Raw genomic sequence first — 15,709 nt, forward strand, 5'->3', positions numbered from 1 at the left:
CACATTTACCCGCGCAGCCCGGTTCGCAGGGCCCTCAGGCCGCGTTCCATCGCGGCGGTGGCCGCGGGCACCACACCGCCGTAACCGAGGTAGCCGTGCACCAGGGTCTCGGCGTTGTGCACCTCGACCAAGACGCCCGCTTCGGCCAGCAGCTCGCCGTACCGAATGCCGTCGTCGCGCAGCGGGTCGTGACCCGCGACGGCGATGTAGGCGGGCGGCAGGTTGGACACGTCTGCGGCGCGTCCCGGCGCCATACCCGGTGGCGGGGCGGACAAGTCGACTTCGCCCGCGTACCAACGCGAAAACTCGGCGACGGCCTTGACGTCCAGGATCGGAGCGGCGGCGTTTTCGGCGAAGGACGGCAGCGAGGCGTCCCACATCGTGGAGGGATACCAGAGCAGCTGGAACGCGATGAGCGGTGCGCCGCTATCGCGCGCCCGCTGTGCCATCACGGCCGTGATGGTTCCGCCGGCTGAATCCCCGGCCAAGGCCAACCGATTCGGGTCACCGCCCAGCTCGCCGGCGTGCTCGGCGGTCCAAAGCATTGCGGCCCAAGCGTCTTCGATGGCCGCGGGGTAGGGATGCTCGGGCGCCAACCGGTAGTCGACGGACACCACGATCGAGTCGGCGCCCACCGCGTGCTGGCGGGCCGTGCCGTCATAACTGTCGAGGTCACCCACGACGAAACCGCCGCCGTGGAAGTACAGCACGACGGGCGGCGCGGTACTCCCGGTGCTCACGTCCGAATCGATTGTCGGCCAATAGATCCGGATGCCGATCGGCCCCGCCGGACCGGGGATGGCGCGGTCTTCGACGCGCAGCTCGGGATGCAGTGGCCGGCGGGGCAGGTCACGGAACCGCTGCCGCGCCGCATCAACACCGTCGTCGGTGGATAGCCGGAAGGGAACCGCATCCAGTACCTTCTGCAGGATGGGGTCGATCGCGGGCTTTTCGTCGGCTGTGTTATCCAAGCTTGGCATGGACGTACCGTACGCACCGCGTCTGGTGTTCGGCGGCTGGGTGGTGGCCGGCTGGGCGGCCCTTGGCTATGGCGTCTACCTGACGGTGTTGGCGTTGGGTTCGCCGCCGGGAACCGAGCTGACCGGGCACTGGGTGCTCCAGCCGCTGTTCAAGGCGTCGATGGCGTTGTTGCTGACCGCCGCCGCGGTCGGCCACGCCGTCGTCCGCGAGCGACGGTGGCTGATGCCGGCGCTGCTGCTGTCGGCCACCGGCGACTGGGCACTGGCGATCCCGTGGTGGGAGCAGTCCTTCGTCGTGGGCCTGGCCGCATTCCTGTTGGCGCACTTGTGCTTCCTGGGCGCGCTCCTGCCCCTGGCGGCGAGGCGTCCGTCGAAGCCGCGCATCGCCGCCGTGGTGGCCATGTGCCTGGCCACCATCGCGCTGCTGGCGTGGTTCTGGCCGCATCTGGACAAACTGAAGCTTCCGGTGACGGCCTACATCCTCGTGCTGACCGCGATGGTGTGCGCCGCCCTAGTGGCGCAGCTGCCGACGATCTGGACGGCGGTGGGGGCGGTGTGTTTCGCGGCGTCCGATTCACTGATCGCCATCGGCCGCTTCATCCTGGGCAACGAGGCACTGGCGGTGCCGATCTGGTGGTCGTACGCCGCCGCGCTGATCCTGATGACGGCCGGGTTCTTCTTCGGTCGTGAGGCACCGGTCGACGCCGGCACCCCGGAACCGGCCGAAAGCTGACCCGGACGGTAAAGGCGTTGAGCACCAGCCTGTTTCGGCGCGCGGGGGTGCCGTGAGCGGCGCCGCGCGCACACCCGTGCAGGTGGAACCCATCGCCCGGGTGCTGCCGATGCTCTCGGTGCCGCATCTGGACCGTGAGTTCGACTACCTGGTGTCGGCCGAGCAGTCCGACGACGCCCAGCCCGGGGTGCGGGTGCGGGTGCGGTTTCACGGCCGCCTGGTGGACGCGTTCGTGCTGGAGCGCCGCAATGAGACCGACCACCAGGGCAAGCTCGGCTATCTGGACCGCGTCGTGTCTGCCGAACCCGTGCTGACGCCGGAGATCCGCCGGCTGGTTGACGCGGTGGCGGCGCGTTACGCCGGGACCCGGCCGGACGTGCTGCGCCTGGCGGTGCCGGCCCGGCACGCCCGGGTGGAGCGGGAACCGACGGCGTCCCACCGGCTGCCGGTGCCCGCGCCCGTCGACCCGTCGGCGTGGGATGGGTACGCCCAGGGCGCCCAGTTCCTGGCCGCCCTGGCCGAGTCCCGGGCCGCGCGTGCCGTCTGGCAGGCGCTGCCGGGGGAATCGTGGGCGGACCGATTCGCCGAGGCCGCCGCGCAAACCATCCGCGCCGGACGGGCGGTGTTGGGGATCGTGCCCGATCAGCGGGACCTGGACGCGCTGTGGCGGGCCGCGACCGCGCGGATCGACGAGAGCGGCGTGGTGGCGCTTTCGGCCGGGCTGGGGCCGGCCGCCCGCTACCGGCGGTGGCTCGCGGCGCTGCGTGGTCAGGCGCGGCTGGTGATCGGCACTCGCAGCGCGGTTTTCGCGCCCCTTGGCGACCTGGGGCTCGTCATGGTGTGGGCCGACGCCGACGACTCACTGGCCGAGCCGCGGGCGCCCTACCCGCACGCCCGGGAGGTAGGGATGCTGCGGGCGCATCAGGCGCGCTGTGCGGCGCTGATCGGTGGCTACGCGCGCACCGCAGAAGCCCAGGCGCTGGTGCGCAGCGGGTGGGCGCACGACATCGTCGCGACCCGGGCGGTGGTGCGCGCCCGCACGCCGCGGGTGGTCGCCCTCGACGACACGGGCTACGCCGACGAACGCGACCCGGCCGCGCGCACCGCGCGCATCCCGTCGATCGCGCTGCGCGCCGCCCGCTCGTCGCTCGAGGCCGGGGCGCCGGTGCTGGTGCAGGTGCCGCGGCGCGGGTATGTCCCGTCGCTGGCCTGCGCGCGCTGCCGCACGATCGCCCGGTGCCGGCACTGCACGGGACCCTTGTCGTTGCAGGAGGGCGGCCAGGCGCTGATCTGCCGGTGGTGCGGGCGCATCGACCCGACGCGGCGGTGCGCGCGCTGCGGTTCCGACGCGGTGCGCGCCGTGGTCGTCGGGGCCCGCCGCACCGCCGAGGAGCTTGGGCGCGCGTTTCCCGGTACCGCGGTGGTCACCTCGTCGGGGGAAGGTGTCGTGCCGGAGGTCGCCGCCGGCCCGGCCCTGGTGGTGGCCACCCCGGGGGCCGAACCCGCCGCGGCGGGCGGCTATGGCGCGGCACTGCTGCTGGACACCTGGGCGCTGCTGGGGCGACAAGACCTGCGTGCGGCCGAGGACGCGCTGTGGCGCTGGATGACCGCTGCCGCGCTGGTGCGTCCCCGCGGTGACGGCGGGGTGGTGCTGGTGGTGGCCGAATCATCAATCCCCACAGTCCAATCGCTGATCCGCTGGGATCCGGTAGGTCACGCGGACGCCGACTTGGCGGCTCGGGCCGAGGTGGGCTTGCCGCCGAGCGTGCACATGGCGGCGCTCGACGGTGCGGCCGATGCGGTGGCGGCACTGCTCGACGAGGCCGGGCTGCCGGACGGGGCTGACGTGCTGGGGCCGGTGGATTTGCCGGCGGGCGTGCGCCGCCCGGCGGGGACGCCGGCCGGCGTCCCGGTGACGCGGATGCTGGTGCGCGCCCGGCGAGAGCAGGGCCTGGCGCTGGCCGCGGCGCTGCGTCGCGGTGTTGGCGTGCTGTCCGCCCGCCAGACCCACGAGCCGGTCCGGGTGCAGATCGACCCCCTGCACATCGGGTGACCTCGCCAAATCCTGCCCGAGGGGATAGTATGCGTCGGAAATAATGCCTGACTACGACATTGGAAGGTTGTTACACTTCCTGATCTTTAGCCGCCGATAGCCGGAGACGGCCCGGAGAAGGGGCGACATGGCAGCGGACAACGCGACGACGGCGGACGAGTCGCTGGACGTCATCACTGACGCTTTGCTGACGGCTTCCCGCTTGCTGGTTGCCATTTCGGCGCGCTCGATCGGTCAGGTGGACGAGACGATCACGATCCCGCAATTCCGGACGCTGGTGATCCTGTCCAATCGGGGCCCGGTCAACTTGGCCACCCTGGCCGGTCTGCTCGGGGTGCAGCCATCCGCAACCGGGCGGATGGTCGACCGACTGGTCGCGGCAGGGCTGATCGATCGCCTACCGCACCCGACGTCCCGTCGCGAGCTGTTGGCCGCGCTGACCAAGCGGGGGCGGGAGGTCGTTCGTCAGGTCACCGCGTACCGGCGCAACGAAATCGCCGTCATCGTGGAGAAGATGCCGCCGCCGGAACGCCACGGGCTGGTGCGGGCCCTGACCGCGTTCACCGCCGCCGGCGGCGAGCCGGACGTGCACCTGGATGCCGAGCTCGATCTCTAGCGCTTCCCTGCGGTGACCAGCAGATACTCCCAGGCCATGGTGCCGTTGGCGAGGTAGTGCTGCGCGAGCTCGACGAGTTGGGCGTCCAGCTCGGCGGCCAGCACCCGGTTGTGGCCGATGTTCGCGTAGGCCTCGATCGTCGGACCGTAGTGGTTCTTGAAGTACGCGTGCACGGCGTCGGCGCCGTCGAACCGGTTCACTTCCAGCATTCCCCGCACCGCGTTCATCGGGCCGACGCGCTCGCCGAGCAATCCGGTGACGTAGCCCGCACGCCCCCACAGCGCGGCCGGCGGCACGGCCTGCGACAGGCTGGGCCGGTACGGCCGAATGGTGGCAAGCATGCGGCCGAAGAACCCATCCGGCGTCCAGCTGATCACGCCGATCGTCCCGCCCGGCCGGCAGACCCGGACCAGTTCGTCGGCGGCCCGCTGCTGGTTTGGCGCGAACTGCACGCCGATCGCGGAGATGACGACGTCGAACCCGCCGTCGCCGAACGGCAGCGCGTGCGCGTTGGCCTCCCGGTAGTCGATCGTCAGGCCCTGGGCCGCGGCGCGGGCCCGCGACCGCTGCAACAGCTCGGGGGTCAGGTCACTGGAAACCACGGCGGCGCCCGTCGCGGCGGCCGGAAGCGAGATGTTGCCCGAGCCGGCCGCGACGTCGAGCACCCGCATGCCCGGCCCGATGCCGGTGGCTTTGACCAGGACCGGACCCAGCGGGGCCATCACTTCCTCCGCCATCAGGGCGTAGTCGCCGAGCGCCCATACCGCGCGATGGGGAGCGGCGTCGCTGATCGTGGTGTCGAGAGTCATCAGGCCTCCGTGAAGGTAAGGAAAGGGCTGCCCACTCGACCTCGTTGTCCCTAGCACGGCAGTGCGGTCACCGAGATAGATAGTGACCTGTATCAACAGTATGCATTAGAAACAATATATATGCGCAATTTTGTGTGGGACGGCCGTCCTGGCTTTCTAGACTGTGCCGGTGCGCCTTGTCTTCGCCGGCACCCCCGAACCCGCGCTGCCCGCGCTGCGCCGCCTCGTCGACTCGCCGCGTCACGAGGTGATCGCCGTGCTGACCCGGCCCGACGCGGCAGTCGGCCGGCACGGCAAGCCGCAGCCCTCGCCGGTGGCCCGCGAGGCGCTCGACCGTGACATCCCACTGCTGCGACCGGCGCGGCCGAACGCGCCAGAGTTCGTCGCCGAGCTGTCGGAGCTGGCACCGGACTGTTGCGCGGTGGTGGCCTACGGCGCGTTGCTGCGCGACGGCCTGCTCGCGGTGCCCCCGCACGGGTGGATCAACCTGCACTTCTCGCTGCTGCCGGCCTGGCGCGGGGCGGCCCCGGTGCAAGCGGCGATCGCGGCCGGGGACACCATCACCGGGGCGACCACCTTCCAGATCGAGCCCAGCCTGGACTCCGGCCCCGTCTACGGCGTCGTCACCGAGACGATCCGGCCCACCGACACCGCGGGCGAACTGCTTGAGCGGCTGGCCGTTTCGGGTGCGGCGCTGCTGTCGACCACGCTGGACGGCATCGCCGACCAGACGTTGACGCCACGGCCGCAACCCGCCGACGGCGTCAGCATCGCCCCGAAGATCACCGTCGAGCAGGCCCGGGTGCGCTGGGACCTGCCGGCGCTCGTCGTGGAGCGCCGGATCCGTTCGGTGACACCCAGCCCGGGCGCCTGGACGCTGATCGGCGACCTCCGCGTCAAGCTCGGTCCGGTGCACGTCGACGCGGGCGGCCCAGAATCATTGGCGCCCGGCGCTATTCACGCCGACCGTAAAAGCGTGTGGATCGGCACCGGTTCGCAAGCCGTGCGGCTGGGCCAGATACAGCCGCCCGGAAAGAAACTCATGGATGCCGTCGACTGGGCGCGCGGCGCCCGACTCGACTCCACTGTGCGGGCGACGTGAGCCGGCCCCGACCGCCGGATCGCGGGCGCGGCAAGCGGCGCCGGCCGCTCGACCCCGCGCGTGCCGCCGCGTTCGAGGTGCTGCGGGCGGTCAGCGAGCGCGACGCATACGCGAACCTGGCGCTGCCCGCGCTGCTGCGCGAGCGCGGGATCAGCGGCCGCGACGCCGCGTTCGCCACCGAACTGACCTACGGCACCTGCCGAAGCCGGGGCCTGCTCGACGCGGTCATCGGCGCCGCCGCCGGCCGCTCGCCGGACACCATCGACCCGATACTGCTCGACCTGCTACGACTCGGCACGTACCAGTTGCTGCGCACCCGGGTCGACAAGTACGCCGCCGTGTCCACCACGGTCGAGCAGGCCGGCATCGAATTCGATTCGGCCCGAGCGGGTTTCGTCAACGGCGTGCTGCGTGCAATCTCCGCGCGCGACGAGAAGTCCTGGGTCGAGGAACTGGCGCCCGACCCGTCGCGAGACCCGGTCGGGCATGCCGCCTTCGTGCATGCGCACCCGCGCTGGATCGCGCAGGCCTTCGCCGACGCGCTGGGAGTGGACGCCGGTGAACTCGACGCGGTGCTGGCCAGCGACGACGAACGGCCTCAGGTGCACCTGGCGGCCCGCCCCGGGGTACTGACGGCCGCGGAACTGGCCGACGCCGTGGGTGGCACGGTCGGCCGGTATTCGCCCTATGCGGTGTACCTGCCGGGCGGCGACCCCGGGCGGATGGCGCCGGTGCGCGACGGCGCCGCGCTGGTCCAGGACGAGGGCAGCCAGCTGGTGGCGCGGGCGCTGACGCTGGCGCCGGTCGAGGACGACACCGGGCGGTGGCTCGATCTGTGCGCCGGACCGGGCGGCAAGACCGCGCTGCTGGCCGCCCTGGGCGCCGGTTCCGGGGCCCGCGTCACTGCGGTGGAGCCGAACCCGCGCCGCGCCGACCTGGTGGCCGAGAACACCCGGGGGCTCCCGGTCGACGTGCTGCGGGTCGATGGGCGGCAGACCGAACTGGAGCCGACCTTCGACCGGGTGCTCGTGGACGCGCCGTGCACCGGGCTGGGCGCGTTGCGGCGCCGGCCCGAGGCGCGGTGGCGGCGGCAGCCGGCCGACGTGCCGATGCTCACGAAGCTGCAACGCGAGCTGCTGGGCGCCGCGATCGCGCTCACCCGGCCCGGCGGTGTGGTGCTCTACGCGACCTGTTCGCCCCACCTCGCCGAAACCGTCGGGGTGGTCGCCGACGCGCTGCGCCGGCACCCGGTGTGCGCGTTGGACACCCGGCCGCTGTTCGAGCCCGTCACCGGGCTGGGGGATGGGCCGCATGTCCAGCTGTGGCCGCATCGGCAGGGCACCGACGCCATGTTTGCCGCCGCGCTGCGCCGCGAAGCGTGAACCCTCCGGCGCGGCTCAGTAGTGTGGCGCACATGCCTGGTAACACCGGTAGGCCCCTGATCGCGCCGTCCATTCTGTCCGCCGATTTCTCGCGGCTGGCCGACGAAGCGGCCGCGGTGGTGGGCGCCGACTGGCTGCACGTCGACGTGATGGACAACCACTTCGTGCCCAACCTGACCATCGGCCTCCCGGTGGTCGAGAGCCTGCTGACCGCCACGGCCATCCCGATGGACTGCCATCTGATGATCGAGGACCCCGACCGATGGGCGCCCGGTTACGCCGAGGCGGGCGCCTACAACGTCACCTTCCACGCCGAGGCCACCGACCACCCGGTCGCGGTGGCGCGCGACATCCGCGCCGCGGGCGCCAAGGCGGGCATCAGCGTGAAGCCGGGAACCCCGCTGGAGCCGTACCTGGAAATCCTGCCGCAGTTCGACACCCTGCTCATCATGTCGGTCGAGCCCGGCTTCGGCGGCCAGAGCTTCATCCCCGAGGTGCTGAGCAAGGTCCGCACCGCGCGCAAGCTGATCGACGCGGGGGAGCTGACGATCCTGGTCGAGATCGACGGCGGCATCAACGACGACACCATCGAGCAGGCCGCCGAGGCCGGCGTCGACTGCTTCGTCGCCGGGTCGGCCGTCTACGGCGCGGAGGACCCGCAGGCCGCCATCGCGGCGCTGCGGAGGCAGGCCGCCGCCGCGTCGCCGCACCTGCGCCGATGAATCAACCCGCCGGCGGCCTCGACGCGGCCATGCGCCTGGCGATCGAGCAGTCCAACCACGTCAAGGGCGCCACATATCCGAATCCGCCGGTGGGCGCCGTCATCCTGGACGCCGACGGCGTGGTGGTCGGAGTCGGCGGCACCGAACCCGCCGGGGGCGACCACGCCGAGGTGTTGGCGCTGCGGCGGGCCGGCGAGCTGGCGGCCGGCGGGACCGCGGTGGTCACCCTGGAGCCCTGCAACCACCACGGCAAGACCCCACCCTGCGTGAACGCCCTGCTGGAAGCCAAGGTGGGGGCGGTGGTTTACGGCGTCGCCGACCCGAACCCGATCGCCGCCGGCGGCGCGGCCCGGCTAGCCGAAGCGGGCGTGCGGGTGACGTCCGGGGTGCTGGCCGACGAGGTGGCCGGCGGACCGCTGCGGGAGTGGTTGCACAAGCAGCGGACCGGGCTGCCGCACCTGACCTGGAAGTACGCCAGCAGCGTCGATGGTCGCAGCGCGGCCGCCGATGGCACCAGTCAGTGGATCTCCAGCGAGGCCTCCCGGTTGGACCTGCATCGCCGCCGCGCGGCCGCGGACGCGATCGTGGTGGGCACCGGCACCGTGCTGGCCGACGATCCGGCGCTGACCGCGCGGCTGCCCGACGGATCGCTGGCCAACCGGCAACCGCTGCGCGTGGTGGTGGGCATGCGCGAGATGCCGCCGGAGGCAAAGGTTCTCAACGACGATTCGCGGACCATGGTGATTCGCACGCACGATCCCATGGAGGTGATCAAGGCGCTTTCGGACCGCACCGATGTCCTGCTGGAGGGCGGCCCCACCCTCGCCGGCGCGTTCCTGCGGGCCGGGGCGGTCAACCGCATCCTGGTTTACGTCGCGCCGATGCTGCTCGGCGGCCCGGTCTCGGCGGTCAACGACGTCGGGGTGCCTACCATCGCGCGGGCGTTGCGCTGGCAATTCGACGGAGTCGACCGCGTGGGGCCGGATCTGCTGCTCAGCCTGGTGCCGCGCGGCGAGTAGGAGCGCCTAGCGCTCGCCCAATGAGATCGTCTGCGGCTCGGGCACTTCCGGTTCCTCGGCGTGTTCCTTGCGGCCACCGATCAACAGGCCCAGCAGCGCACCCACGATGCAGATGACCACGGTGGCGCTGAAGATGTCGCCGTACATCATCGCGAACGCCTTGAGGTACATCGTCCCCTGCGCGGCGATCCGCTCCAGCAGGGAGGCGTTGGGAGGTATGGCGGCCGTCAACCCGGCGACGATCTGGTTGAACCGGTAGAGGCCCCACGCGCTCAGCGCGGCCACACCGATGAGCATGCCCGTCATCCGGGCCACCACCACCGCCGCCGAGGCGATGCCGTGCTGGGCCGAGGGCACGACCCGGAGGGCGGCCGAGGTCAGCGGCCCGATCACCAGGCCGAGGCCCACACCGGCTACCAGCAGGTCGGCGTGCAGCACGGGGACGCTGAACACCCCGAAGATGTCGTGCTTCTGGCTCAGCACGTCTTGGCGCCAGTAGTGAATCAGCCAGTAGCCGTAGGCCGCGATCATCAGCCCGATGAAGGTCATCACCCGGTCGCCGACCCGGGTGGCGATCCAGCCGCCCAGCACGGCGCCGATCGGCAGCGCGATCAAAAACCACAGCAGCAACCCGGCAGCTTGCGTCTGGTCCATCTGCAGCACGCCCTGGCCGAACAGCTCCACGTCGACCAGCGTCACCATCAGCGCCGCGCCCGCGGCCAGCGACGCGCCCAGCGCGGCCAGGAACGGGCGGAAGTGCACCCCCGCCGGCTCGATCAGCCGGGTGCGCGAGAACCGTTCCCAGAGCAGGAACAGCACCGCGACGATGACCGCCCCGATGACCAGCGGCAGGCCGTAGCTCGGCAGGATCTGTTTGCCGTCGGGTTGCGGGTTGTACAGGCCGATGACCGCAAGGCCCAGGGCGACCGCGAGCAGCACACCGCCGACCAGGTCGACCTTCTCAGGGTTCTCGACCTTTTCGTGCGACGGCAGGCTGAACTGGATCATCGCCATCGCGATCAGGGTCAGCGGGACGTTGATCCAGAACACGTAGCGCCAGTCGTGGAACAAGTACACGATGAAAATTCCGTACAGCGGGCCCAGGACGCTGCCGAGCTCCTGCGCGGCGCCAATACCGCCCAGCACGCCGGCGCGGTTGCGCTGTGCCCACAGGTCGGCGCCCAGGGCGAGCGTGACCGGCAGCAGCGCGCCGCTGGCCACACCCTGGATGGTGCGGCCGGCGATCAGCAGGTGGAAATCGCCCCAGTGCCCGGCCAGCGCCGTCACCACCGACCCCACCATGAACAGGGTCAGGCTGACTTGCAGCACCAGCTTGCGGCCGAACCGGTCGGAGGCCCGCCCCAGCAGCGGCATGGCGGCGATGTAGCCCAGCAGGTACATCGTGATGATCCAGGTGATGCGCTGCAGCTGGTTGATCGGGATGTGAACGTCGCTCATGATGTCGCGCATGATCGTCACGACGACGTAGGCGTCCAGGGCGCCTAGCAGGACCGCCAGACTGCCGGCGCTGATCGCGACGCGGCGGCCGGTCTGCGAACTCATGAACTCACCGGGGGCTTGGTGACCTGAACCTGCTCGCCCCAGTTGGACAGTGTCACCTGGATGGAGTTGCCGGAACTCTTCTGCATGTTGGCCTGGACCAGCTGGTGGTCGCCGGTCTCCTGGATCCACACCGTGCTCGGCACCGGCTGTGTCGCGTTGAACTGCGGCATGATCTTGTTCACCGCATCCGCCGAGACGTTCCCGCTGACGCGAATCGTGCTCTGACCGTTGATGGTGTCGCGGCCCTCGGCCTTGGCGTTGGTGAAGTTGACCAACGCGTTGGCCAGCCCGGTGTCCGGGTTCAGCAGCACCGAAACGTCGTAGATGTCGGACGCCTTGCCGAAGTCGCTCCATTTGTTGGGCGTCAGGGTGGCGTACAGGTTGCCGTCGACGACCACGAAGTTGGCGTCGATGTCGGATCCGCCGAGGGTGATCGTGGCGTTGCCCGACGCGGCGGTGGCCGGCGCCGTGGTGAGGTCACCGGTCAGCGTTTTGATGGGCAGCCCCTGGATCTTGCCCTGAATGCTCAGCACGAGGTGCACGCTCTTCACATTCTTGGTGGCATCGGCCGACTGCTTGACCAGGGTCGTGGCGTCGGGCAGCGGGGCGCCGCTCTGCTTTGAGCCGGACGAGCAGCCGGCGATCAAGGCGGTGGCGAGGGTCAGGGATGCGAGGACGGCCGATAGACGGCGGCGGGTCTGCATACCTTGCATCGTAGAGGGTGCCCATGACCGGCTTGGGAGATGTGGGGCCGCGGTGTCGGCCCGGCGCTGACGCTTTGGCCTGCTCACCAGTGCGGCTGCGGCATCTGGACGGCCGATTAACCTGATGGAATGTTCACCGGAATTGTCGAGGAGCTCGGGGAGGTGACCGGCCGCGACGTGCTCGCTGACGCCGCCCGGCTCACCATCCGCGGACCGGTCGTGACCTCCGACGCCGGGCACGGCGACTCGATCGCCGTCAACGGTGTCTGCCTGACGGTCGTCGAGCTGCTGCCGGACGGCCAGTTCACCGCCGACGTGATGGCCGAAACCCTCAACCGGTCCAACCTGGGCTCCCTGCAGGTCGGCAGCCCTGTCAACCTGGAGCGCGCTGCGGCGGTCAACAGCCGGCTCGGCGGGCACATCGTGCAGGGGCACGTGGACGGTACGGGCCAGGTGGTGAGCCGGGAGCCGTCCGAGCACTGGGAAGTGGTGCGGATCGAGATCCCCGCGGAGGTGGCCCGCTACGTGGTCGAGAAGGGGTCGATCACCGTCGACGGCATCTCATTGACGGTCTCCGGGCTCGGTGCCGGACCGGGGGACTGGTTCGAGGTTTCGCTGATCCCCACCACCCGCGAGCTGACCACCCTGGGCCGCGCCCCGGTCGGAACGCAGGTCAACCTCGAAGTCGACGTGATTGCGAAATACGTTGAGCGGCTGCTGACCCCGCGTTAGGCCGCGTTCGGGGAAGTGCGCCGCATGCCGGTTCGGTCAGCAGGGCTCGCCCGGCGGCGTCCAGTACGGCTCGCCGGACGGGGTGTAGCACGGCGGGGGTGCGTCGGGTGGTGGGACCGTCATCGCGCCGGCCGGAAGGACCCAGTTGTCCCAGCGCCCCGGATCCGTGCACCCGCCGACGCTCACATGCCGACCGCCGACGTCAGCGCACGCGTCGGCCGTGGCCCGTTGCGGGCAGGCGATACCCGCTGCAAGTCCGGCCGCGAATATCGAGGTCACGACCGGTACCGCCAGTCTCACTGCCATTCTCATGCCGCTCAGCGTAGATTGCTGGCGCCGGATCGGGAGCCGTTTCGCCGAGCCCATCCGCGTTGTTGCAAAGGTGCGCAGACAGCCCAGGACTGCTGCCCCCGCCGCATGGTCAACTTGCCCGCCAGTCGCCGGTCATGGGGAAACTGCCGCGGCAATAACGCGGCCCGCGCGGTGGTTCATACTGAATGCAACACTTGGGCTCTTCCTGCGGACCCCTGAGACAGCAAGGTAGCGACGATGACGAGGTTGGACTCCGTCGAGAGGGCGGTTGCCGACATTGCGGCCGGAAAGGCCGTGGTCGTCATCGACGACGAGGATCGCGAGAACGAAGGCGACCTGATCTTCGCCGCCGAAAAGGCGACGCCGGAGCTGGTGGCCTTCATGGTCCGCTACACCTCGGGGTACCTGTGCGTCCCGCTGGACGGCGCGATCTGCGACCGGCTGGGGCTGCTGCCCATGTACGCGGTGAACCAGGACAAGCACGGGACGGCCTACACCGTCACCGTCGACGCGAAGAACGGTGTGGGCACCGGCATTTCGGCCTCCGATCGCGCCACCACCATGCGCCTGCTGGCCGATCCCGCCAGCATCGCCAACGATTTCACGCGCCCCGGCCACGTGGTTCCGTTGCGCGCCAAGGACGGCGGCGTGCTGCGCCGCCCCGGCCACACCGAGGCCGCCGTCGACCTGGCCCGGATGGCGGGATTGCAACCCGCGGGCGCGATTTGCGAGATCGTCAGCCAAAAGGACGAAGGCTCGATGGCGCAGACCGACGAGTTGCGGGTCTTCGCCGACGAGCACGACCTCGCGATGATCACCATCGCCGACCTGATCGAGTGGCGGCGCAAGCACGAGAAGCACATCGAGCGGATCGCCGAGGCCCGCATCCCCACCCGGCACGGTGAGTTTCGCGCCATCGGCTACGCCAGCATCTACGAGGACGTCGAACACGTGGCGCTGGTGCGCGGCGAGATCGCCGGGCCGAACGCCGACGGTGACGACGTTCTGGTGCGCGTGCACTCCGAGTGCCTGACCGGTGACGTGTTCGGTTCCCGCCGCTGCGATTGCGGGCCCCAACTCGACGCCGCGATGGCGATGGTCGCGCGGGAGGGCCGCGGCATCGTGCTCTACATGCGCGGCCACGAGGGCCGCGGTATCGGCCTGATGCACAAACTGCAGGCCTACCAGCTGCAGGACGCCGGCGAGGACACCGTCGACGCCAACCTCAAACTCGGATTACCGGCCGACGCAAGGGATTATGGAATCGGGGCGCAGATTTTGGTCGATCTTGGCGTCCGCTCGATGCGGCTGCTGACGAACAACCCGGCCAAGCGGGTCGGGCTGGACGGGTACGGCCTGCACATCATCGAGCGGGTGCCGCTGCCGGTACGCGCCAACGCGGAGAACATCCGTTACCTGATGACCAAGCGCGACAGGATGGGCCACGACTTGGCCGGCCTCGACGACTTTCACGAATCGGTTCATCTGCCAGGCGAATTCGGCGGCGCTCTGTGACCGCCGCCGACGATGCAGAGCGAAGCGATGAGGAGGAGCGGCGCAGGTGAGCGGTAGCGGGGAGCCGGCGATCCCGGCGCTCGACGCGTCCGGTCTGCGGCTCGGCATCGTGGCGAGTACCTGGCACAGCACGATCTGCGATGCCCTGCTCGCCGGCGCCCGCAAGGTGGCTGCCGAGTCGGGCATCGACAATCCGACGGTGGTCCGCGTGCTCGGCGCGATCGAGATCCCGGTGGTGGCACAGGAATTGGCCCGCAACCACGACGCGGTCATCGCCCTGGGCGTTGTAATACGCGGCGGAACACCACATTTCGAGTATGTCTGCGATGCGGTGACCCAGGGTTTGACCCGGGTGGCGCTGGATGCGTCGACGCCCGTTGCCAACGGGGTGCTGACCACCAACAACGAACAGCAGGCGCTCGATCGCGCCGGGCTTCCGGAGTCGGTCGAGGACAAGGGCGCCCAGGCGGCGGGGGCGGCCCTGACCGCGGCGCTGACGCTGCGTGACCTGCGCGCACGGTCGTGACGGAGCGCGACGGGTGGGACGTCGTATTGCGTCCCCACCGCACACCGATGTTCGTCTACGGCGCGGCCTTCACCATCGCCGCGGTGCACATCGCGATCGGCTTTTTGCTCAAGGTCGGATCCACCGGAGTGGTATTCCAGACGAGCGACCAGGTGGCGATGGCGCTGCTCGGCCTGGTGCTCGCGGGCGTGGTGCTGATGTTCGCCCGGCCCCGGCTGCGCGTGGGGGCGGCCGGCATATCGGTGCGTAACCTGCTGGGCGACAAATTGATCGAGTGGCCGGACGTCGCCGGTGTCTCGTTCCCGGTGGGGAACCGCTGGGCGCGCATCGACCTGCCCGACGACGAGTACATCCCCGTGATGGCCATCCAGGCCGTCGACAAGGAGCGCGCGGTCGACGCCATGGACACCGTGCGGTCGCTATTGGCGCGGTATCGGCCCGACCTGCACACCCACTGAACGGGCTATCCGTGCGCGCACGGATAGCCCGTCAGGTGGATGGGTCAGAAGTTCTTACAGTCGGTCATCATCTGCTGGAAGATCGGCAAAGCCTGCTGCGCGCCCTGGTTGTGCTCGATGGCGTGCAGCAGGTTCACGCGCTGATCCGGCGATGACGCCAGGTACTGCTGCAAGAACTGCTGGTTCGGCGGCGACTGGTCGAGGTACTGAGCGGCCATCGGATTCTCCGCGTGCACCGCCCGCATCGCCTGGTCGTAGCTGCAGGTCGTGTTGATCATCGGGCCGTAATCGGGGGCAGCCGATGCGACCCCGGCGGCGGCGGTCGACGCCAATGCCAGACCGCCAACCCCGATCGCGAGCCTGGTCAACGAGCGCTTAAACATCTGTGGACTCCCTCCATTGATTGCCACCCACTGTAACGTCCAGCTACCCCCTTGGTAACCAGAACAAGGGCCGCCCAAACCGTCCACACCGTCGGTTAGT

At 70.2% G+C, this 15,709-nt stretch carries 17 protein-coding genes; 11 read left to right on the forward strand and 6 right to left on the reverse strand.

Annotation, left to right across the window (positions count from 1 at the left end; translation table 11 throughout):
• Positions 1-5: 5 nt before the first annotated feature.
• Positions 6-980 carry an alpha/beta hydrolase gene (locus tag A5781_RS14935; RefSeq protein ID WP_067207391.1) on the reverse strand — a complete coding sequence of 325 codons (975 nt, stop codon included), beginning with the start codon at positions 978-980 and terminating at the stop codon, positions 6-8.
• Between A5781_RS14935 and A5781_RS14940 the strand changes: the two genes are divergently transcribed.
• The 3 genes from A5781_RS14940 to A5781_RS14950 all read left to right on the forward strand — a co-directional run bounded on the left by A5781_RS14940 (position 979) and on the right by A5781_RS14950 (position 4,382).
• Positions 979-1,713, forward strand: a complete 735-nt coding sequence (locus A5781_RS14940; RefSeq protein WP_067207394.1) for a lysoplasmalogenase — start codon at positions 979-981, stop codon at positions 1,711-1,713. The two genes, A5781_RS14935 and A5781_RS14940, sit on opposite strands and share 2 nt — an antisense overlap.
• A 109-nt stretch (positions 1,714-1,822) precedes the next feature.
• Positions 1,823-3,766 (forward strand): primosomal protein N', encoded by a 1,944-nt coding sequence (locus A5781_RS14945; protein ID WP_067207511.1) that lies wholly within the window; start codon positions 1,823-1,825, stop codon positions 3,764-3,766.
• Between the two features lie 127 nt (positions 3,767-3,893).
• Complete coding sequence (locus tag A5781_RS14950) at positions 3,894-4,382, forward strand: MarR family winged helix-turn-helix transcriptional regulator (protein WP_067207397.1); 489 nt, start codon at positions 3,894-3,896, stop codon at positions 4,380-4,382.
• On the opposite strand, the gene A5781_RS14955 is transcribed toward A5781_RS14950, so the two are convergent.
• Positions 4,379-5,191 (reverse strand): class I SAM-dependent methyltransferase, encoded by an 813-nt coding sequence (locus tag A5781_RS14955; RefSeq protein WP_067207401.1) that lies wholly within the window; start codon positions 5,189-5,191, stop codon positions 4,379-4,381. The genes A5781_RS14950 and A5781_RS14955 overlap by 4 nt on opposite strands.
• A 169-nt stretch (positions 5,192-5,360) precedes the next feature.
• On the opposite strand from A5781_RS14955, the gene fmt reads away from it, so the two are divergent.
• Genes fmt through ribD form a run of 4 tightly spaced genes read left to right on the forward strand, consistent with a single transcriptional unit; the run spans position 5,361 to position 9,416 of the window.
• On the forward strand, positions 5,361-6,293 hold the full coding sequence (gene fmt / locus A5781_RS14960) for a methionyl-tRNA formyltransferase (RefSeq protein ID WP_067207515.1): 933 nt from the start codon (positions 5,361-5,363) through the stop codon (positions 6,291-6,293).
• Complete coding sequence (locus A5781_RS14965) at positions 6,290-7,675, forward strand: RsmB/NOP family class I SAM-dependent RNA methyltransferase (RefSeq protein WP_067207406.1); 1,386 nt, start codon at positions 6,290-6,292, stop codon at positions 7,673-7,675. Before fmt ends, A5781_RS14965 begins: the two co-directional genes overlap by 4 nt.
• A gap of 32 nt (positions 7,676-7,707) precedes the next feature.
• On the forward strand, positions 7,708-8,397 hold the full coding sequence (gene rpe / locus A5781_RS14970) for a ribulose-phosphate 3-epimerase (RefSeq protein ID WP_067207411.1): 690 nt from the start codon (positions 7,708-7,710) through the stop codon (positions 8,395-8,397).
• Positions 8,394-9,416 (forward strand): bifunctional diaminohydroxyphosphoribosylaminopyrimidine deaminase/5-amino-6-(5-phosphoribosylamino)uracil reductase RibD, encoded by a 1,023-nt coding sequence (gene ribD / locus A5781_RS14975; protein WP_067207415.1) that lies wholly within the window; start codon positions 8,394-8,396, stop codon positions 9,414-9,416. The genes rpe and ribD overlap by 4 nt, the downstream gene beginning before the upstream one ends.
• A 6-nt stretch (positions 9,417-9,422) precedes the next feature.
• Here ribD and A5781_RS14980 read toward each other — a convergent pair whose 3' ends face one another.
• Together A5781_RS14980 and A5781_RS14985 are read right to left on the reverse strand one after the other, a co-directional pair.
• Positions 9,423-10,979 carry an MFS transporter gene (locus tag A5781_RS14980; protein ID WP_067207419.1) on the reverse strand — a complete coding sequence of 519 codons (1,557 nt, stop codon included), beginning with the start codon at positions 10,977-10,979 and terminating at the stop codon, positions 9,423-9,425.
• A complete protein-coding gene (locus A5781_RS14985) occupies positions 10,976-11,683 on the reverse strand; it encodes an LppX_LprAFG lipoprotein (RefSeq protein WP_067207422.1) in 708 nt (235 codons plus the stop codon). Before A5781_RS14985 ends, A5781_RS14980 begins: the two co-directional genes overlap by 4 nt.
• 129 nt (positions 11,684-11,812) lie before the next feature.
• Between A5781_RS14985 and A5781_RS14990 the strand changes: the two genes are divergently transcribed.
• Positions 11,813-12,415: a riboflavin synthase gene (locus A5781_RS14990; RefSeq protein ID WP_067207424.1), complete on the forward strand. Its 603-nt coding sequence runs from the start codon at positions 11,813-11,815 to the stop codon at positions 12,413-12,415.
• 36 nt (positions 12,416-12,451) lie between these two features.
• On the opposite strand, the gene A5781_RS25055 is transcribed toward A5781_RS14990, so the two are convergent.
• Entirely contained in the window at positions 12,452-12,727 is a 276-nt protein-coding gene (locus A5781_RS25055; protein ID WP_231990717.1) for a hypothetical protein, read from the reverse strand.
• 237 nt (positions 12,728-12,964) lie between these two features.
• Here A5781_RS25055 and A5781_RS14995 point away from each other — a divergent pair, with 237 nt between their 5' ends.
• The 3 genes from A5781_RS14995 to A5781_RS15005 are packed head-to-tail and all read left to right on the forward strand — an operon-like array spanning position 12,965 to position 15,226.
• Positions 12,965-14,242: a bifunctional 3,4-dihydroxy-2-butanone-4-phosphate synthase/GTP cyclohydrolase II gene (locus tag A5781_RS14995; protein WP_067207427.1), complete on the forward strand. Its 1,278-nt coding sequence runs from the start codon at positions 12,965-12,967 to the stop codon at positions 14,240-14,242.
• A 46-nt stretch (positions 14,243-14,288) separates the two neighbouring features.
• Complete coding sequence (ribH, locus tag A5781_RS15000) at positions 14,289-14,768, forward strand: 6,7-dimethyl-8-ribityllumazine synthase (RefSeq protein WP_067207430.1); 480 nt, start codon at positions 14,289-14,291, stop codon at positions 14,766-14,768.
• A 47-nt stretch (positions 14,769-14,815) separates the two neighbouring features.
• Positions 14,816-15,226: a PH domain-containing protein gene (locus tag A5781_RS15005; RefSeq protein WP_067207433.1), complete on the forward strand. Its 411-nt coding sequence runs from the start codon at positions 14,816-14,818 to the stop codon at positions 15,224-15,226.
• A 44-nt stretch (positions 15,227-15,270) separates the two neighbouring features.
• Here the strand turns inward: A5781_RS15005 and A5781_RS15010 are convergent, their stop codons facing one another.
• A complete protein-coding gene (locus tag A5781_RS15010; RefSeq protein ID WP_066945085.1) occupies positions 15,271-15,609 on the reverse strand; it encodes a hemophore-related protein in 339 nt (112 codons plus the stop codon).
• Between the last annotated feature and the right edge of the window lie 100 nt (positions 15,610-15,709).

This window comes from Mycobacterium sp. 852002-30065_SCH5024008 (genome assembly GCF_001665645.1).
GTDB lineage: Bacteria > Actinomycetota > Actinomycetes > Mycobacteriales > Mycobacteriaceae > Mycobacterium > Mycobacterium paraffinicum.